Source organism: Methanoculleus horonobensis, assembly GCF_001602375.1.
GTDB lineage: Archaea > Halobacteriota > Methanomicrobia > Methanomicrobiales > Methanoculleaceae > Methanoculleus > Methanoculleus horonobensis.
In genome coordinates this window covers 225,308-242,178 of sequence record NZ_BCNY01000015.1, presented here as the reverse complement: position 1 = coordinate 242,178, position 16,871 = coordinate 225,308, and the positions used below count along the sequence as shown (strand labels likewise).

General features: G+C 63.1%; 18 protein-coding genes. 11 read left to right on the top strand and 7 right to left on the bottom strand.

Annotated elements, in window-relative coordinates:
- Positions 1-10: 10 nt before the first annotated feature.
- From wecB to MCUHO_RS08840, 4 genes are all read right to left on the bottom strand, one after another.
- Positions 11-1,090 (bottom strand): non-hydrolyzing UDP-N-acetylglucosamine 2-epimerase, encoded by a 1,080-nt coding sequence (gene wecB / locus MCUHO_RS08855; protein WP_067077047.1) that lies wholly within the window; start codon positions 1,088-1,090, stop codon positions 11-13.
- 37 nt (positions 1,091-1,127) lie between these two features.
- Complete coding sequence (locus MCUHO_RS08850; RefSeq protein ID WP_235808228.1) at positions 1,128-2,282, bottom strand: glycosyltransferase family 2 protein; 1,155 nt, start codon at positions 2,280-2,282, stop codon at positions 1,128-1,130.
- A 441-nt stretch (positions 2,283-2,723) separates the two neighbouring features.
- A complete protein-coding gene (gene truA / locus MCUHO_RS08845) occupies positions 2,724-3,515 on the bottom strand; it encodes a tRNA pseudouridine(38-40) synthase TruA (RefSeq protein ID WP_067077042.1) in 792 nt (263 codons plus the stop codon).
- A complete protein-coding gene (locus MCUHO_RS08840) occupies positions 3,512-4,177 on the bottom strand; it encodes a CehA/McbA family metallohydrolase (protein WP_067077039.1) in 666 nt (221 codons plus the stop codon). Before MCUHO_RS08840 ends, truA begins: the two co-directional genes overlap by 4 nt.
- A gap of 43 nt (positions 4,178-4,220) precedes the next feature.
- On the opposite strand from MCUHO_RS08840, the gene MCUHO_RS08835 reads away from it, so the two are divergent.
- The 6 genes from MCUHO_RS08835 (at position 4,221) to MCUHO_RS08810 (ending at position 10,153) form a co-directional block, all read left to right on the top strand.
- The gene (locus MCUHO_RS08835) at positions 4,221-5,645 is read left to right on the top strand and encodes a dihydropteroate synthase-like protein (protein ID WP_067077035.1); all 1,425 of its coding nucleotides are present in this window, start codon (positions 4,221-4,223) and stop codon (positions 5,643-5,645) included.
- Between the two features lie 204 nt (positions 5,646-5,849).
- A complete protein-coding gene (locus MCUHO_RS08830; protein WP_235808227.1) occupies positions 5,850-6,818 on the top strand; it encodes a fasciclin domain-containing protein in 969 nt (322 codons plus the stop codon).
- 90 nt (positions 6,819-6,908) lie between these two features.
- The gene (locus MCUHO_RS08825) at positions 6,909-7,280 is read left to right on the top strand and encodes a Mov34/MPN/PAD-1 family protein (RefSeq protein ID WP_067077026.1); all 372 of its coding nucleotides are present in this window, start codon (positions 6,909-6,911) and stop codon (positions 7,278-7,280) included.
- Positions 7,277-7,726: an adenylyltransferase/cytidyltransferase family protein gene (locus MCUHO_RS08820; protein ID WP_067077022.1), complete on the top strand. Its 450-nt coding sequence runs from the start codon at positions 7,277-7,279 to the stop codon at positions 7,724-7,726. The genes MCUHO_RS08825 and MCUHO_RS08820 overlap by 4 nt, the downstream gene beginning before the upstream one ends.
- A gap of 35 nt (positions 7,727-7,761) precedes the next feature.
- A complete protein-coding gene (locus MCUHO_RS08815; protein WP_067077018.1) occupies positions 7,762-8,436 on the top strand; it encodes a small multi-drug export protein in 675 nt (224 codons plus the stop codon).
- Between the two features lie 160 nt (positions 8,437-8,596).
- A complete protein-coding gene (locus MCUHO_RS08810; RefSeq protein ID WP_067077013.1) occupies positions 8,597-10,153 on the top strand; it encodes a PAS domain-containing protein in 1,557 nt (518 codons plus the stop codon).
- An 8-nt stretch (positions 10,154-10,161) separates the two neighbouring features.
- Here MCUHO_RS08810 and MCUHO_RS08805 read toward each other — a convergent pair whose 3' ends face one another.
- Positions 10,162-10,845, bottom strand: coding sequence for a M48 family metallopeptidase (locus MCUHO_RS08805; protein ID WP_067077009.1), 684 nt, complete (start codon positions 10,843-10,845; stop codon positions 10,162-10,164).
- 122 nt (positions 10,846-10,967) lie between these two features.
- Here MCUHO_RS08805 and MCUHO_RS08800 point away from each other — a divergent pair, with 122 nt between their 5' ends.
- Both MCUHO_RS08800 and MCUHO_RS12655 read left to right on the top strand, forming a co-directional pair.
- A complete protein-coding gene (locus MCUHO_RS08800) occupies positions 10,968-11,567 on the top strand; it encodes an ELKS/Rab6-interacting/CAST family protein (RefSeq protein ID WP_235808226.1) in 600 nt (199 codons plus the stop codon).
- Positions 11,568-11,744: 177 nt separating this feature from the next.
- The gene (locus MCUHO_RS12655) at positions 11,745-11,975 is read left to right on the top strand and encodes a hypothetical protein (protein WP_153020029.1); all 231 of its coding nucleotides are present in this window, start codon (positions 11,745-11,747) and stop codon (positions 11,973-11,975) included.
- Between the two features lie 12 nt (positions 11,976-11,987).
- Here MCUHO_RS12655 and MCUHO_RS08795 read toward each other — a convergent pair whose 3' ends face one another.
- The gene (locus MCUHO_RS08795) at positions 11,988-12,419 is read right to left on the bottom strand and encodes a DUF61 family protein (protein ID WP_067077003.1); all 432 of its coding nucleotides are present in this window, start codon (positions 12,417-12,419) and stop codon (positions 11,988-11,990) included.
- A 217-nt stretch (positions 12,420-12,636) separates the two neighbouring features.
- Between MCUHO_RS08795 and MCUHO_RS08790 the strand changes: the two genes are divergently transcribed.
- The 3 genes from MCUHO_RS08790 to MCUHO_RS08780 all read left to right on the top strand — a co-directional run bounded on the left by MCUHO_RS08790 (position 12,637) and on the right by MCUHO_RS08780 (position 15,812).
- On the top strand, positions 12,637-13,641 hold the full coding sequence (locus MCUHO_RS08790) for a M28 family metallopeptidase (protein ID WP_067077000.1): 1,005 nt from the start codon (positions 12,637-12,639) through the stop codon (positions 13,639-13,641).
- Between the two features lie 207 nt (positions 13,642-13,848).
- Positions 13,849-15,354 carry a glutamine synthetase family protein gene (locus tag MCUHO_RS08785; RefSeq protein WP_067076996.1) on the top strand — a complete coding sequence of 502 codons (1,506 nt, stop codon included), beginning with the start codon at positions 13,849-13,851 and terminating at the stop codon, positions 15,352-15,354.
- A gap of 164 nt (positions 15,355-15,518) precedes the next feature.
- A complete protein-coding gene (locus MCUHO_RS08780) occupies positions 15,519-15,812 on the top strand; it encodes a hypothetical protein (RefSeq protein ID WP_067076992.1) in 294 nt (97 codons plus the stop codon).
- A 36-nt stretch (positions 15,813-15,848) separates the two neighbouring features.
- Here the strand turns inward: MCUHO_RS08780 and MCUHO_RS08775 are convergent, their stop codons facing one another.
- The gene (locus MCUHO_RS08775; protein WP_067076988.1) at positions 15,849-16,808 is read right to left on the bottom strand and encodes a cache domain-containing protein; all 960 of its coding nucleotides are present in this window, start codon (positions 16,806-16,808) and stop codon (positions 15,849-15,851) included.
- Positions 16,809-16,871 lie beyond the last annotated feature (63 nt).

Genomic DNA, 16,871 nt, shown 5'->3' with positions numbered 1-16,871 from the left:
CCTCGGGCAATCATTGGGACCGTGCGGCAGCACAGACCATGATAATCATTTTTCCGGCGATTCCATCGCCGTAGGGGTTCTTCCATCCGCATTTCCAGGATTCTAAGGAACGAACCGCTTCGAGTATCTTTCTTGAGTCGGCACCGACCAGGACGTTCGATCCGACGTCCAGCGTCTCGGGCCGCTCCGTGTCGTAACGCATCGTAGCGCAGGGGACGCCGAGAACGCAGGCCTCTTCCTGGACCCCGCCGGAATCGGTCAGCACGAGTCTCGCCTGCGATTCCAGTTGCAGGAACTCCAGGAACCCGAAGGGTTTGGTGAGGTTCAGCCCGTCGACGCCGATGCCGAGTTCCTTGATCCGTTTCTCGGTCCGCGGGTGGACGGGGAAGACGACCGGCAGGGAGAACTCCTTCTGCACCCCTTCGAGCCCTTTCAAGATCTCTTTGAGCCTCGTGCGGTTGTCCACGTTCTCCTGCCGGTGGGCGGTGACGAGGAAGTATTCACGGGGCTCGAGGTCGAGTTCTTTCAGCACGTTGCTCTTCTTCTGGGCTATGCCGAGGTTCTGGTATACCGCATCGACGACGGTGTTACCGGTCACGCAGATCTTCCGCTCGGCGATCCCCTCATGGAGAAGGTTCTCTCTCGCGCTCTCCGTCGGGGCGAAGAGGTAATCCGAGATATGGTCGGTGAGCACCCGGTTGATCTCTTCCGGCATCCAGCGGTTGAAACTCCGGAGCCCTGCCTCGATATGCCCCACCCTCGTGTGCAACTTCGATGCCGCGAGAGCCGCGGCCATGACGGTGTTCGTGTCCCCCTGCACCAGAACGACGTCGGGAGCCTCCTTTACCAGGACGTCCTCGACACCGGTCATGATCTTCGCCGTCTGGCCAGCGTGGGTGCCGGAACCCACGTCGAGGCTGTAGTTCGGTTCGGGGAGTTCGAGTTCCTCGAAGAAGAGCCGATCCATCTCGTAGGAGTAGTGCTGCCCGGTATGAAGGAGGAAGTAGTCAATACCTCTGCGTTCGCACTCCCTGATGACGGGGGACATCTTGATGATCTCCGGCCGCGTGCCGAGTATCACTCCAATCATTCTTCATGCCTCCTCTGCATCGTATAATTCACCCTGTTCACTTCCGCACCCTTGCAACGAGGGCAAGCGCCAGGCCCAGCATGAGTGCGACGGTCCCCGGGATCAGGAAGATCGATGCAAGCATGCCCTGTTCGATCGGAACGAGACCGGTCTCGCTGAATCCCCGGAGGAACTGGAGGAAGAAAAAGATCCCGGCAAGCATCGCGGCAAGCCCGGGCAGACCTATGTGGAGAAGTGGTTTTCTCTCCACGGTAAGCCAGAATATCGAGCCGAGCACCTCCATTCCATGAGAGAGGGGGTTCTTTGTGGATGTATCGAAATCACCGTATTTGCAGTTTATCGGTGTCTCCCCGATACGCAAGCGTCTCTCCTGGGCGATCTGGAGCATCTCCGACTCCGTCGAGAAATCGTCCATCCGAAGCGTTCCGAGCATCGATTCCATGCTCTTTCTGTTCAGTGCCCGGAAGCCGCACTGCGAGTCGGTTATCGAACTTCCGTTACTGGAGACGACATCGAGTACCGCCCGGCCGAACCGCCGGTAAAACGGCATCTGGTCGAAGGTTCTAAAGCCGATGACGAGATCGGCGGTATCGGCGCGGATCTGCTCGATCAGGAGGGGTATCTCCCCGGGGTCGTGCTGGCCGTCGCCGTCCATGAAGACCAGGCAGTCGTAGTCGTGATCGACAGCATACCGTAGAGCGCTCTTGATCCCCTGTCCCTTCCCCCTCTGGGTTCCGTGCGAGATGACGGTTGCCCCTGCATCCCGGGCAACCTTTGCGGTGTTGTCCGTGCACCCGTCATCTATCACCAGGACTTCGTCGACGTGCTGCCGGGCCCGGAGGACGACGGAGCCGATCGCGACCTCTTCGTCGAGACAGGGGATAGCCGCAAGCGTCCGCATCCTGCTCGGCCGCCGGGTCACAACGGCGGAACCCTCGGTGGTCTCGTTCACCACTCGCCGGTTCCCCGGGGCCACGGGCGTCCTCAGGGGGTTGACCTGCTCCTGAACCTCACAGCGGACGGCCGGGACGTCTATCGCGCTCTCCTGCCCGACGCTCCGGGGGATATGTCGGTCGATCCATCTGTCTCTCTCTGCATCTAAGTACTGCGGCAACGGCACAGTTGTTTCTTCGGCGAAACACCCCTCGAGGTGAGCGGGTGGCCTCGCCCGAACCGGATCCTTGTCGTACATCCACTTTCCCCTCTTGACGTACTGAAACGGGACTGTGCTGGCATATATTAATAGGTTATTATTAAGTAAAAATGCTAAACTTATTTCGAAAGTAAATTGGATATTGCTTACTAAGGGGCTCCTAGCCCCGTGTCTTACTATTAAAATGTTTCTTTCCGGAGGGGAATGGCCGCCAGCTCCTGCCGGGGGCGGGGAGGAACTCCTCACATCGTGATTCCGGCGATGTCCGCTTCTATCGGATGTCGATTTCCGGAAGAGTTAAGTGAAGCGATTCAGGATGATGGGCGGAACGGCTTTTTTCCCCTGCCGCACCGCTTCCGGAAGATCCATCGCCTGTGGCCTGATCCTTTCAAAGCAGCGATAATATGGTGGGTCGGTTTCCCGATCCCCTCTGAAGCATTGTGCTTCATTGGGAAGTATTATATTCCGGGTGTGTCGGGCCTACCGGAGATCCGACGTGAGGTGTGCGGAGACCTCCGCCATGAGGACGTGGTAACGGTGACGGTCGTCCAGATACCGGCTGCTTCTGGCGTCGATCGAAAGCGGTGTGAAGGGAATCCCGTAATCGATATCCCAGAGGATCAGCCCCTCGGGGGGTGCCGCGGCGACTCTCTGCTCCGCCGGCCCGGCAAGAAGCCGTGCGATCTCGGTGGCTTCAGCCTCGCCCCTTCCCACCCGTCCGAGCGCAGTCGCCATGCACCTGACCATGTTCCAGAGGAAACTCTCGCCCGTCACCTCGAATACGGCGAACCGCCCGTCGATCAAGACCCGTGACGCGAGGATCCTCCGCTCGGGGTTCCGGTCGCCGGCACGGGCGAACGCCGAGAAGTCGTGCCGCCCGACGAACTCCTGTGCCGCTTCGTGCATGGCAGCGACATCGCCGGGGGCAACAAAGTAGTAGCGGTATGTCCTCGATACGGCGCTATACCGTGGATGGAACCCCTCCGGGGCCTCGGCCCACCCGGTACACCAGATGTCCGCCGGGAGCACCCTGTTCAGCGCCTCGATAGCCAGTTCCGGCTTATCGGTCAAAAAGGAACAGACCTGGCACCGGGCGTGCACCCCGCGGTCGGTGCGGCCGGCGGTGGCGAAGCAGGCCTCCCTCCAGTCTTCGAAGAGCCCGAGATGCCTGCAGGCCCCGATGAACTCTCCCTCCACGGTGGGGAGATCGGGCTGCATCTGCGAACCGAAGAACCGGTCGCCGAAATACGAGAAGCGGAACGCCAGGTTCATCGGTGTACCGTCCGCCGGATTCTACGGAGGGCGCCCTTGATGGACTGGCGGGTGTAGGTGTGAAGCGGGGTCATCCTCCCTCCCGCCATCGTCCGGCCTTCCCGGATCGCGGCGAGGATGGAGGCAGCATCGGGCTCGGCCGTGACGTAGGTGACCCCGAACCCGACATAACGGGCGTTATGGGCGTCGCTCCCGGCAACGCCGGGTTTCCCGAACCTCTTTGCTATGACTGCGGCTTTCCGGTTCGCCGACCCGGTGATGTAGCGGCTGTTGAAGACCTCCACCGCGTCCACCGCGCCGATACCGGCCGCGAGTCTCCTCCCGACACCGTGGCGCCAGCGGTGGTAGGGGTGCGGGAGGATCAGGAGAGCACCCCGCACACGTGCGACGGCGACGGTCTCGAAGAAGTCAAGACCGTCCGGGAGGGGTTCCGTGATGCCGAGTGCGAGGAGATGGCCCTGTTTCGTCGAGACCTCGGTGCCCGGGATCACGGTCACGGAGGTGTCGCAATCGAGGGCGTAGAGGGCACCCTCCACCGTATCGTGATCGGTGATCGCGATGGCGTCGAGGCCGACCGCCTCCGCTCGCCGGAGAATTTCTTCCACACTGCTCTCTCCGTCCTTGGAGAACTTCGTGTGGACATGCAGATCGCACCGCAGCATGAGATCAGATTATTTGTCATCCTCTGAATAATAAGTGAAGTGTATGCACATTCTCCTCCCGACCGGATCGGCAACGGTCGGCATCGTGAAGTCGGCGGCCCGGCGCTTCTCCGATCGTTACGAGATCGATGTGGTGGTCACCGGCGAAATTGCATCGTTTCTTGCCCCCGGAGAACTCCGGAGACTGCTTGCCGGCGGCAACTACGACATGGCGATCGTCTCCGGGATGTGCACCGCGTCGTTTGCCGACGTCGAGCGCGAGACCGGCGTCCCGGTCTACCGCGGCCCGCGCCATGCGGCCGATCTCGTGCCGGTTCTCTCGGTGCTGGAGGCCGCACCCCTCTCAAAGACCGTCCCCGCCGATGAGTTCCTCGCGGAGACCCGCCGTGAGGAGGCCTGCCGGCAGGTGGCGATCCGGGAAGGGGAGGCGGAGGCGGAGTTCATCGTCCGCGGCGTGAAGGTCGGCGGGGGTTCGAGGATGAAGGTGCTCGCGGAGATTATGGATGCGCAGAAGCGCGACGATCTCCTCGCCGACGTCCGGCGGTTCTTTACCGACGGAGCCGATATCGTCGACCTGGGGTTCGGGTTCGACGCGACCCCCGGCGATGTCGCGCGGTGCTTCTCGCTCCTCGCTGATGTCGAAGGGCCGCTCGCCGTCGATACGCAGGACCCCGATCTCATCGCGGCGGCACTCTTCCGCGCCGACCTTGTGCTCTCCCTGCACGAGGGGAATATCCCCGCCGTCGGCCGGGCGGTCGCGGAGGCTGGAGCGGCGGCGGTCGTGGTGCCGCGTGAGCGGACGCTTGAAGAGAACCTTGCGGCAGCACGGGAAGCCGGAATCCGCTGCCTGATCGCCGATCCCCTCCTCCAGCCCGCGGGTTCCGGGCTGACGGACTCACTTGCCGGGTTCTCCGACGCTTCCCGTCCGCTCTTCTTCGGGGCGGGCAACGTCGTGGAACTGCTGGATGCCGACTCTCCGGGGGCAAATGCCCTCCTCGCCGGGATGGCGCACGAGGTCGGGGCCGCTGTCGTCTTTACGAGCGAGCACAGCGACAAGACGCGAGGTTCGGTCGCGGAGATGCGGCGGGCAACCGAGATGATGGCCCTCATGACCGGTCGCCCGTATCCCAAAGACCTGGGGCTCGACCTTCTCGTCCTGAAGGAGAAGCGGCGGCGGCGGGAACCTCCGCTTGAGTACGAGAGCATCGAGGATGCGCTTCCCGTGCCGGACGAGATCATCTACGATCCCCTGGGATGCGTCCGCATCGGTGTCGAGGAGGACTGGATCGTCGCGGTCCATAATGGTCGTGCCGTGCGGGGGAAGCGGTGGGAAGACGTCTTTCACGCGCTTCTTGCAAACGCAAGCCTCTCACGGCTCGATCACGCCGCCTACCTTGGAAAAGAGCTCTCCAGGGCGGAACTCGCCATCAGGATGAAGAGGAGTTTCGAACAGGACGGGCCGTTCTGAGCGGCCTGTTCCCCTAGACTCCTATGCTTGCGAGGCAGAGACCGCCGGGGGTGCCGGTCCCGGAATTTTATGGCAATACTTATATAATTGCGTGCTTATTCTTCCTCCCGTGGCAGCGGCGAGCGGTGCCGAATCATCCTGGTTCTCTTCCGGGATGGTCCCGGCTGTTCTCCCTGCCAGGACTCTTAAATGTGGTGAGACTGCATGAGAATGAATTCAACCATCCTCGGGATCGCAGCCGTCCTGGCCATCGGGCTCGTTGCCCTGCCGGTTCTCGCGGCGACCGCCGATGTCGATATACGCGGCGGGGAGTATATCCCCGCCTCGCTCACGGTCGAGAGCAATACAACGGTGACCTGGACGAACTACGATGAGGTGAGCCATACCGTCACCAGCACGGGCGAGGTCTTCGACTCCGGGCCGATAGAGCAGAATGAGACGTTCAACTACTCGTTTGCCGATACGGGGACATTCCCGTACGGCTGTACGCTCAACGCCTCGACGCGGCGGACACCCATGCAGGGTGTCGTCATCGTCGTCCCGGAGGGGATGATGGTCGAGGAGAACGGGAATGCAACAGAGGAGGAACCGGCGGGGATGATGCTTGCCGATCTGGTTGCCGGGGATGAGAACCTGACCTCTTTTGCGGATGCCGTCGAGATGGCCGGGCTCACGCGGACGGTTCTTTCCGCCGGCGGGCCGTACACGGTCTTTGCTCCGAACGATGCCGCGTTCGAGGCTCTTGATGACGAGACCTATGCTACGCTCTTGAACGACACGGAGCTGCTCGATACCCTGCTCCTGCACCACGTAGTGAGGGGGAACTACACCGCAGAAGACCTGATGGGGGAGGCGAACGCCACCAACGAGACGGTTCTTGAGGCCCTCACCGGGGACAGCCTCAACGTCAGCACGGCCGACGGCAACCTCACGGTAGGGAATGCAACCCTCGTCGTCTCCGATCTTACGGCCGAGAACGGTGTCGTCCACGTCATTGACATGGTCTTGATGCCGCCGGATCTCCTGCCGCCGGAGAACGTGACCCCTGAAGAGAACGTGACTCCCGTGGAGAACGTAACTCCGGTGGAGAATGTGACCTCTGAAGAGAACGTGACCCTCATGGAGAACGTGACGCCGGAGGCTCCTGTGGAGGAGCAACGGGTCATTCCTTAACCGATCCTCTTTTTCGCGAAGACCCCGCGGCCCGGGCATGTATATCCAACGCGAGGGCTTATGTCCCCATCTCCCCTACCATTCAGTAGAATGGCCATATGCGGGATCAGCAGGGATCTGCTTTCGATGCTCTTCGAACTTGGGCGGGAACACCACCCGGACGAATTCGTTGCCGTGCTGCGGGAACGGGACGGCGTTATCCGGGACCTCGACCTGGTGCCCGGCACCATCGTCGGGGAAGAGAGCGCCTCGTTCTTCATCGATATGCTCCCGCTGGACACCCACCAGGCCGGCAGCGCCCACAGCCACCCGAACGGCGTCCTCTCCCCGTCGTCGGCGGATCTCAGGTTCTTCCCCACGGTGGGGCGGTATCACATCATCGTCGGCTACCCCTACGGGAAGCGGGACTGGCGGTGCTACCGGGCTGACGGCAGCGCGACGCGCCTCGAGGTGGTCGAGTGATCCGCGTGGTCGCAACGGGGACGTTCGATATCCTCCACCCCGGACACCTCTACTACCTCGAGGAGTCCCGGAACCTCGGCGACGAACTCTTTGTGATCGTGGCGCGGGACGCGAACGTGAAGCATAAGCCGCGGCCGATCCTCCCGGAAGACCAGCGGCTCCGGATGGTACGGGCGTTAAGGCCGGTCGACCACGCGCTCCTCGGCGACCTCAACGATATGTTCAGGCCGATCGCGGAGCTCCGGCCGGATATCATCACGCTCGGGTTCAACCAGCACTTCGACGAGGAGCATCTCCGGCAGAAGCTCAGGGAACGCGGGCTCGACGCGGACGTCGTCCGGATACCCGGGTATCCCGGCTCGCTTGCCAGTTCGTCGAAGATCGTCGAGCGCATCCTGAACACCCGGGGCTCTCCGGATCCCGCCGGCTCTGCCGGTGAGGAGTGACTCCGGCCCCCGGATCACCCGCAGGTGACGCGATTATGCGGCAGATCGAGATCTGGGGCGACGGCGACGATACGACGAGCTGGCTGAAGGTCTCGATTCCGTTCCTGCTCTGCGGGCTCTTCCTTGCTGTCGTATGGTTCTTCCTTCCGGCGGAGCAGTGGCTCCTCCTCTTCGGGATGATGGTTGCCTACATCGTCCCCCCGCTCGGCCGGGAGACGATCATCCCGGTCTGCATCCTCTGCGGGATTCCATGGTGGCTGGCCGCGTTCGCCCTGGCGTTCCTGGACTTCGCCGGCGGGCTTTTCATGGCCTGGAACTTCCCGCTGGTTCTCCGCATCCCCTACATCGGCCCCTGGGTTCGCCGGTTTACGGAGGCGGGCAGGGCGTTCCTCGACCGGCGGCCGTGGCTCGAACGGCTCTACTTCGTCGGTCTCGTCGCCTTCCTGGCCCTCCCCTTCGACGGGTCGGGGAGCATCGTCGGTTCCGTCGTCGGCAGGATGCTCGGGATGACGAAGATGGAGGTCATCTCCTGCATCGCCGTCGGTGGCTTCATCGGCAGTTTTGCCATCGCCCTCGGCATCGACTACGTCGTGAACCTCATCCCGCCGGGAGCCGGGTTCTGGGTCTCGCTTGCCGTCTTCCTCCTGATCGGCATCGCACTCCTCGTGACCTACCGGAGTTATTCACGAAGGGCTGAGGCAAGCGCCTGATCCCGGGGTTTTTGCGGGGCAGGAGTCGGTGCAGCGGAAACGAAAAGTTATAATACCCGCCCCGGGGATTAATCATCCAGGTCATCCGGAGAGGTCGCATGTCGATGCTCTCCGGGACGACCGCGGGCGGCTTTGATCCGTCGCCCGGGACGGTCTGGGTATGAATAAGAATACGACAAGTCGCCTGGTGGCCGGCGAGACTCCCCACGCGTCGCCTGATGTCACCGCTGCGATGCTGCAACAGGTGATCGAGACCTCGCTCTCCGGGATCTGTATCGTCGATCAGGAGGGATGCATCGCTTTTGCCAACGCTTCGCTGCTTGCCATATGGGGATACAACCTCTTAGAGGTAGTCGGAAAACCGGTGACCCGTCTCTGGCTCTCCCCCGAAGAGGGGCGGGACTGCATCGACCACGCGCTCTCCGCCGGAGAGTGGACCGGGACGATTGCCGCCCGGCGGGGGGATGCATCCTCGTTTTACTCCCGGATCGCGCTCAGCACCGTTCATGACCCCGGAACCGCCGACGTCTGGCTCCTCCTCTCCTGCATCGAGGCCGGTGTGAAGGGCGGAACCGAAGATGCGCCCGACCACCGCCGCAGCCTTGAACGGGCCATCGCGGCGATGCCCGCCCGGTTCATGGACCCGGTGGCGATCGATCCGGCGATCGACGACTCGTTCGAGGAGCTCGGCCGCGCGTGTGGGGCGTGCAGGGTCTACCTCGCTCTCTTCAACGATCAGCGAACGCTTCTCGGCACGACGCACGAGTGGTGCCGGGCGGGTCAGGCTCCGTTGCGGGGCGAGTCGCGCAACCTCTTCAAGGGTGAGCCGCCCCGGTGGGCGGTGCGGGTTCTCAAAGGCGAGACCGTGATCGTGAACGGGGTCTCCGGGGACGGGCGGCCTGAGAGGGAGGAGCGCGAGTTCCTGGAGCGGCACGGCGCAACCGAGGCTCTGATGATCCCGCTTCTGCTGAACGGGACGGTCGTCGGTTTCGTCGGGTGCGATAGGGACGTCGATGGGGCCTGTTTTGCGGACGAAGATGTGGTGCTTCTTTCTGCGGCCGTTCACATCATCGCGGGCGCGCTCGACCGGAAACAGTCCGAGTACGTCTTCCGGGAGTCGGAGGATCTTTACCAGATCGTCCTCGACGCCATCACCGACACCGTCACCGTCGTCGATACCCATCTCACCGTTCTTCTCGCGAACGACGCCTTCGTCGCCTGGTGCGAAGACCTCGGACTCGAGACGAACGTCGTCGGAAAGGATCTCTTCACCGTCGTGCCGTTCTTTCCGCCCGCGACGCGGCAGCTCTACGAGCGGGTCATTCGGACCGGCCGGCCGCTGACGTCGGAGCGGTCTCTCGTCTCGGGCGATAAGACCATGATCATGCGGGAGATGCGGATCCCGATCTTCGAGCACGGCGAGGTCGCGAGGGTCGTCACCGTCGCGAGAGACGTTACCGCCCAGAGAGAGATCGAAGACCTGAAATCGAAAGCCTACGCTCAGATCGAGAGGAACATGGAGCAGTTCGCCCTGCTGGCCGACCATATACGGAACCCGCTCCAGGCGATCATGGGACGGGCCGAACTTCTCGACGATATCGAGACGACGGAGAAGATCCGCCAGCAGGTGCAGCGGATCAACGGGATTATCGACCAGCTCGACGAGCGGTGGGGCGAATCGAGGAAGCTCTCCATGTTCTGGCGGAAGTACTCCTGATACCCCGCTCACCGCGTCTCCCGGAGCGTCCCCCAGACCCTGTTCCGCTCGAGGATGATCCAGTAGCGGCGCAGTTCGGCTTCCGCCGTCCGGTAATCGGAATAATGCTCGCCGACGAGGCGCCAGAACCGTTTCGAGTGGTTCTGCTCGCGGAGGTGGGCGGCCTCGTGGGCGACGACGTATTCGCGTAGCGTCTCCGGAAGGGCTACGACGCGCAGGTTGACGTTTACGTTGCCGAGCGTCGAGCAACTCCCCCACCGTGTCTTCTGCATCTTCACCGCGATCCGCCCCTGCCACCGGCCGGCGAGGTCGGGGCAGGCCTTCAGCCGTTCGAGCACTTCCTCTTTCAGCATCCGGGAGAGCCCTCGCCGGAGAGCGGGGACGGAGGGGAAGGTGACGGTACCCGCGGCCTCGTCGACCGCGAACCGCGCGCCCGGAACCACGCGGCAGAACCGCCCGTGCAGGAGGAGCATCTCCTCCCGCCCGCGCCCTTCGGCGGCCAGGCGGTCGAGTTCCCGCCGCCGCTTCTCTATCCAGGCCGCGTTGCGCTGCAGGAACCCCTCGACGTCGAACGACGGGGGGGCGACCACGCGCAGGGTTCCGTCCGGCCTCACCTGGAGGCGGGCGGACCGCACCGCCTTCAAGACGATGGTCGTTTTGCCCGCGACGCTCTCCCTCTCTCCCCGGCTCATGATACCAGTACTGGGGCGCCGGCGGGAAAAAACGTGATCCGGCACGTACCTATACCTGATGGCGACAAAGAATTACGTAGGGCTCCCGCCCCGGGATGCGGGCGGGCGCGGAGGATGGCAGCATGCACGAGAAGGAATTGAAGATCGGTGATATCGCGCACCTCACCGGACTTTCGGAGCAGGATGTCCGGGCGCTCATCCAGACCTATGACAGCCTCTTTACCTACCGGAAGATCGGGCAGGCCAGGCTCTTCCCGCAGAAGGCGGTAAAGGTCGTCCGGGAACTCGCGGAGCTCTCCGGGCGGGGGCTCTCGCCCGATGAGATCGCCGAAGAGGTCAAAACCGGCAGGAAGTCGGATGCGGCAGAAGAACCGGCGGAAGAGATCGACCGGACAGCCGCCCCGCTCCCACCCGAGGTGGTGATCGATCTCGGGGTGATGCGGGATACGCTGGCCCGGCAGGAGCGCCGGATCGCTCGCCTGGCCGAAGACCTCGAACTGGAGCGCGACCTGAGGGCCGAGGAGGCCGAGCGGTTCCAGAAGGCCGTCGCCGACCTCGAGGAGCGTCTCTCCGCGCAGCAGCAGCAGCTTGCCCTCATCGCGAAATGGGTGGACTACTTCGACCGGCAGATGGACGAGGCCACCCGCCCGGTGCTTGACCGGTTCCGGAGGACGGTCGCGAAGAAGAGCGATTCCGCCCCGTCTTCGGGCCGTTCCGGCTGACGGGCTGTCGGTTCCGGCGGTGCGGCCATGGTGAGCCGCAGAATGTCCGGCTGCTCTCCCTCCGCTATCTCGCGAAGCATATGTAGCAATATATATTATTCATAGGTATAAAAATAACAAAATTTAAATATCTTCCCCGCCTCCGGCACGCGAGGTGATAGAATCTCCCAGCAGAAGATGGCCCAAGTATTGACCGTCGCCATTCAGGCACTGATTGTCGGCGGATTAATAGCCTGTATTGTTGTTGGAACACAGGATCGGTCGTCTCCCGTGATCCCGCCGATCACCGAGGCGGGGTATGCAGGTGACCGGATGGCAAGCGCCTCACCGGCCGAGTATCCCATCGTCGGCCACCAGGCGGCGGGTATCCTGTCGGGAGCCCGGGAGACGTTCATCCTCTTTTCGTAGGGGACAGTTCCCCTACCCCATCACGATCTGCATGACCGTCGGGTATCTGTTCATGACGGCGTAGACGAGGGGTTTTGCGATCCAGAGTCTCCCGCCCTGCATCCTCCTGAGGCTACTGATCTCCCCGAGGGTCTGGAGTGCCTGCACCGCGGCCTCGTCCGCGAGGAAGAAACTGTCCGGAACCGTCGAGTCGAAGTAGAAGAGGATCGGGAGCCGGAGCCGTCTCTGCAGCTCGCCCGGGAGTGTCCTCTCCAGGTGAAGAAGGACGTCCCGGTCGAAGTCGTAGCGGCTCCCCCCCTTCGTGACCGACGACGGGTGTTCCTCCGCGAGGAGCCGGGAGAGGCGTTTACGCTCCGAAACGATGCCGTCGTTGATCCTGCCGATCTCAAGCCGCATCCATCGTAAGAGGGTCGACTCGTCGCTTGCTGATGGTCGGTCGGGCATGCATGCACCTATTGCGATCCGTCGTTTCAGGAGACCTCTCTGTTGCATGCAATATATACCTGGCCCCGAGATCTGCGTCGTCCATGAAGGTTACCCCGGGCGTTTTTTTGGCGATTCCGGTCGGGGTCGACTCGTTTCCTCGATCGTAATCCCCTGTTCGGCCAGGAGAAAGTATATATCTCTCCCTCTCCTTTCGACGCAATCTACGTGATCATGCATGAAACGGGATTCAGCGCACGGAAAGCATACCCGACGGTATGCCCGGTTCACCGGGATGCCGTTCCGCATGTTACTCTTCGCCGGCATGGTGGTTCTCCTTGCCGCCCCCCCGGCAGCCGCCACCGGCACGCCCGGGGTGGAGTACGACCCCGGGATCGCCGCGATGCTCGCAGAGATCGATGAATCCGAACTCCGGAACACGACCTACGACCTGCAGAACTTCTCGACCCGGGCATACGCCACCGACGGGAACCGGGAGGCGGGCGAGTACCTCGCCGCGAGGCTTGCGGCCATCCCCGGGCTCGAGGTGGAGTCCGGGGGCGGCGAACAGAACAACATCGTCGCCACGCTCCCCGGGGGCGACGCCTCCGACGGAGTCGTGGTGGTGGGGGCGCACTACGACAGCAAGTCGTTCGACCCCGCCCGCGCGCCCGGGGCCACCGACAACGGCTGCGGCGTCGCGATCGTCCTGGAACTCGCCCGGGTGATGAGCGGGCACTCGTTCGATCGGACGGTCGAGTTCGGGTTCTGGAACGGCGAAGAGGTTGGGCGTCTCGGCAGCATCGACCACGCTGCCCGGGCGGCGGCCCCGATCGTGCTCTACCTCAACTACGACTCGTCCTGCTACGATCCCCTTAACCGTTCCGTGCTCGATATCGGCTACGACGAGCGTTCTGCGGATATCGCGGCACTCATGACCGACTGCAACGCCCGTTACTCTACGAACTTCACCCTGACCGAGAACACCTACTCCTGCACCTCGGACCACATCTCCTTCCGGGAACAGGGTTATCCGGCCGTGACGACCCACTGCGAGGGGCACGGCCCGGGCCATACCCCGGACGACACCATCGAGCATGTCTCGTTCGGGTATGCGGCGAGGAACGCCCGGCTCGGTCTGGCGGTGCTCGCGGAGGTGGCCGGGTTCCGGGGAGAGGATGCCGGTAACGCTATCCCGAAAGCCCCGATGCTGGTGTGGGATCTCTCCGGAAGGCTGGACTGAGCAGGCCAGCGATCGGAACGGAGCCGTTATCCGTCGCGCAGGCGGTGTGAGGCGGTTATGCAACCGCTTTCCCCTCCCGGAGGGCTGCTACCTTCCTCTATATGGCAATCTATCCCCCCGATATCCGGGAGCACGGTGCCTCTGTCGGACCTGATGCGGGGAGGAGAAGACTCTTTTTTATACGGTCGAAGCCAACGTTAAAAAAATATGAAAGATTCTGAGATCCTGATGAACCCCAACGAGCTGGTACGTTTTCTCAAGAAGGATCCAGCGGAATTTACAAAAGAGGACATAATACGGTTTTGCGAGGCGAACGGGATTGAGATGATCAACTTCCGTTACGCCGCCGAAGATGGTAAACTCAAGACCCTCAATTTTGTCGTCTCTTCAAAAGAACACCTCGATACCATCCTCTCGGACGGCGAGCGCGTCGACGGCAGCAACCTCTTCTCGTTCATCGAGGCGGGGAGCAGCGATCTCTACGTCATCCCCCGGTACCGCACGGCGTTCTTGAGCCCGTTTGCCGAGGTGCCGACGCTCGAGTTCCTCTGCTCGTTTTACGACAGCGAGGGGAAACCCCTCGAGAGCGCGCCCGAGTACGTGCTCCGCAAGGCGGACGAGGAGTTCACCCGCCGGACCGGATACACCTTCAAGACGCTCGGCGAGCTCGAGTACTACGTCATCAGCCCGCGGGACGACCTCTACCCCGGCCGCGACCAGAAAGGCTACCACTCGGCCGAACCCTTCGTCAAGTTCGCGGACCTGCGGGACGAGGCGATGCGCCTCATTGCCCGGGCCGGAGGCAGGATCAAGTACGGCCACTCCGAGGTGGGGTGCTTCTATAACGACGACACCTACTACGAGCAGCACGAGATCGAGTTCCTGCCGATGCCGGTGGAGCAGGCGGTCGAGCAGTTGATCGTCGCGAAGTGGGTCTTGCGGATGCTTGGCAACCAGTACGGCGTCGAGATCAGCTTCGCCCCGAAGATCACCGTCGGCAAGGCCGGGAGCGGGATGCACTTCCACATGCTCGTCGAGAAGGACGGCAAGAATCTGCTGGTCGAGGAGGGCAGACTGAGCCCGCTCGCCCGGAAGATGATCGCCGGCATCCTCGACGCCTCCGACGCCCTGACGGCCTTCGGGAACACCATCCCGACCTCCTACCTCCGTCTCGTCCCCCACCAGGAAGCGCCGACGACGGTCTGCTGGGGCGACCGCAACCGCTCGGTCGTGGTCCGGGTGCCTCTCGGCTGGGTCGGGGCCGACGGCATGACCCGTGACGCCAACCCCGGCGAGAACGGCCGTGCGGCGAACCGCCCCTCAAAGCAGACGTTCGAGTACCGGGTCGCCGACGGCTCGGCCGATCCCTACCTGATCGTCGCCGGCCTCGTCGTGGCGGCGCTCCGCGGGATCGAGATGCCCGGCGCGCTCGAGGCGGCCGAGAGACTCTACGTCAGCGGGAACATCTTCCGCCCCGAGTTCAGGGAGCGGCTTGCCGGGTTCCGGCAGCTCCCGGCCTCCTGCGTCGAGTCCGCCGAGGCACTCGAGGCGAAGCGGGCGATCTTCGAAGAGAACGGGATCTTCCCGGCAGGGATGATCGAGAGCTGGATCGCCACCCTGAAGGCCTTCGACGACCGGGGGCTGAGCGAGCGGCTCTACGGCAACAACGATGCGATCCGGGAACTGGTCGAAGAGTTCCTTCACGTCGCGTGAGAAGAGAAGAATCCTTTTTTTCGACGGTCGGCATTGGCCTGGCCGCCACGCTCATCCCCGGGCTCCGGCATGGGGCAAGCTTATTATCAGGAGGGCACCAGTGGAGGTGGCTCCCGGGCGTGAGGCGGGTTCCCCGGCGCTCACCCGGGTGGTGAGGAACGCGTATGAGAGGCGAATCAGAAGAGATGATGGCAGAAGAAGCGGGGCCGGTCACGTTTACGTGCTACCGCGTCACCCCGGGAGAGGAGGAGGGTGCCCCCGAGGAGGGCATGAACACCTACAGCGTCGTGGTGCTGCTGCCCGACGGGGATTTCAGGCACCAGGTCGTCTGGGCGCGGGCGCCCGAGGATATCGGCGACGCGATCCAGGTTCCCCCGGGATCGAGGGTGATCATGACCGAGATGAAGAGCACCCTCGTATGGGACAGCGAGGAGGTGGGGGCCGGTCAGGCCCCCTGAACGTTTCACAGGCGGTCCGGCCGCTAAAACGAGTTTTCAGGGCGCCGGGGAGGGGAGCGATCCGCTTTCGGTGATCTCGGAGAGGTAGACCCCCGACCCGACCCACCAGGTATCATCGACCGGGAGGACGTAGCCGATCTTGAGCTCGTTGCGGTCCTCCTGGGCGGGGTTCGGCCAGATGAAGACGATGAACCCCCCTCCCGACTCTGCGGTGCCACAGAGCGCCCGGATGTTCTTCATCCCGTACGGGTCCTGCCGCTCGATCAGGCTCGTCCCGATCGCGTCCTGCAGGTGGGGGTGGGCAAGGAGCGTTCCGTTGTAGTCGTAGGCGTAGAGGTAGTGCCCTTCTGTGTCGACGAACTCTCCCGAAGCATTCGAGATCTCGGCAAACGCCGCCTGTGTTCCCTGTTCGCGGCCGTAGGCGGCGCCGCGCTCGACGAGGTCGACCATCGCGGAGACGGGTTCGGGATACGGTTCGACTCCGTGCCCGGCCACGTCGGAGAGGTAGACGCCTGAGGCCACCCACCACGTCTCACCGGCAGGGGCGACGTAGACGAGCTTCGGGATGTAGGTATCTCCCGCCGCCTCGTCGATCGAACCGTTCTTGGGTGCCGGGTAGAGGTAGGCGATGTATCCGCCACCGTTTGCCGCCGTATCCGCACCGATGCGGATCGCCGGCAGCCCCCGGACGTCGGTCCAGTCTCCGCGGTCGGAACCGATCGCATCCTTCTCGTAGGGGTGGGCGAGGAGCGTCCCGTTGTAGTCGTAAGCGTAGACGTAGAGGGCTCCCTCTGTGAACCTGCCCGCCTCGTTGTTGAACTCGGCAAGTGCTGCGTCTTCTCCGGCAGTCTCCGCGTAGGCGGCGGCCTCCTGGACGAAGCCCGCGAGATCCGCGTGGGTGATATTCTCTTCTGGGGCCTCCGTTCCGGCAGGGCCGGTACACCCGGCCGCGAACACCAGAAACAGAACCAGACCGATGAGGTAGAATCTATTCATACTCGTCTGTGTGATGGAATAGACAAAAAAGCCGCCGGAACCTCCCTCACCGTAAGATCGGTG

What these genes read in the sequence shown, in the direction of transcription:
- MCUHO_RS08840 (WP_067077039.1), bottom strand. Translation starts at nt 4,177, where the DNA reads ATGCTGCGGTGCGATCTGCATGTCCACACGAAGTTCTCCAAGGACGGA.
- MCUHO_RS08810 (WP_067077013.1), top strand. Translation starts at nt 8,597, where the DNA reads ATGAATAAGAATACGACAAGTCGCCTGGTGGCCGGCGAGACTCCCCAC.
- MCUHO_RS08835 (WP_067077035.1), top strand. Translation starts at nt 4,221, where the DNA reads ATGCACATTCTCCTCCCGACCGGATCGGCAACGGTCGGCATCGTGAAG.
- MCUHO_RS08790 (WP_067077000.1), top strand. Translation starts at nt 12,637, where the DNA reads ATGAAACGGGATTCAGCGCACGGAAAGCATACCCGACGGTATGCCCGG.
- MCUHO_RS08780 (WP_067076992.1), top strand. Translation starts at nt 15,519, where the DNA reads ATGAGAGGCGAATCAGAAGAGATGATGGCAGAAGAAGCGGGGCCGGTC.
- MCUHO_RS08825 (WP_067077026.1), top strand. Translation starts at nt 6,909, where the DNA reads ATGGCCATATGCGGGATCAGCAGGGATCTGCTTTCGATGCTCTTCGAA.
- wecB (WP_067077047.1), bottom strand. Translation starts at nt 1,090, where the DNA reads ATGATTGGAGTGATACTCGGCACGCGGCCGGAGATCATCAAGATGTCC.
- MCUHO_RS08785 (WP_067076996.1), top strand. Translation starts at nt 13,849, where the DNA reads ATGAAAGATTCTGAGATCCTGATGAACCCCAACGAGCTGGTACGTTTT.
- MCUHO_RS08815 (WP_067077018.1), top strand. Translation starts at nt 7,762, where the DNA reads ATGCGGCAGATCGAGATCTGGGGCGACGGCGACGATACGACGAGCTGG.
- MCUHO_RS08850 (WP_235808228.1), bottom strand. Translation starts at nt 2,282, where the DNA reads ATGTACGACAAGGATCCGGTTCGGGCGAGGCCACCCGCTCACCTCGAG.
- truA (WP_067077042.1), bottom strand. Translation starts at nt 3,515, where the DNA reads ATGAACCTGGCGTTCCGCTTCTCGTATTTCGGCGACCGGTTCTTCGGT.
- MCUHO_RS12655 (WP_153020029.1), top strand. Translation starts at nt 11,745, where the DNA reads ATGGCCCAAGTATTGACCGTCGCCATTCAGGCACTGATTGTCGGCGGA.
- MCUHO_RS08795 (WP_067077003.1), bottom strand. Translation starts at nt 12,419, where the DNA reads ATGCCCGACCGACCATCAGCAAGCGACGAGTCGACCCTCTTACGATGG.
- MCUHO_RS08775 (WP_067076988.1), bottom strand. Translation starts at nt 16,808, where the DNA reads ATGAATAGATTCTACCTCATCGGTCTGGTTCTGTTTCTGGTGTTCGCG.
- MCUHO_RS08830 (WP_235808227.1), top strand. Translation starts at nt 5,850, where the DNA reads ATGAGAATGAATTCAACCATCCTCGGGATCGCAGCCGTCCTGGCCATC.
- MCUHO_RS08805 (WP_067077009.1), bottom strand. Translation starts at nt 10,845, where the DNA reads ATGAGCCGGGGAGAGAGGGAGAGCGTCGCGGGCAAAACGACCATCGTC.
- MCUHO_RS08800 (WP_235808226.1), top strand. Translation starts at nt 10,968, where the DNA reads ATGCACGAGAAGGAATTGAAGATCGGTGATATCGCGCACCTCACCGGA.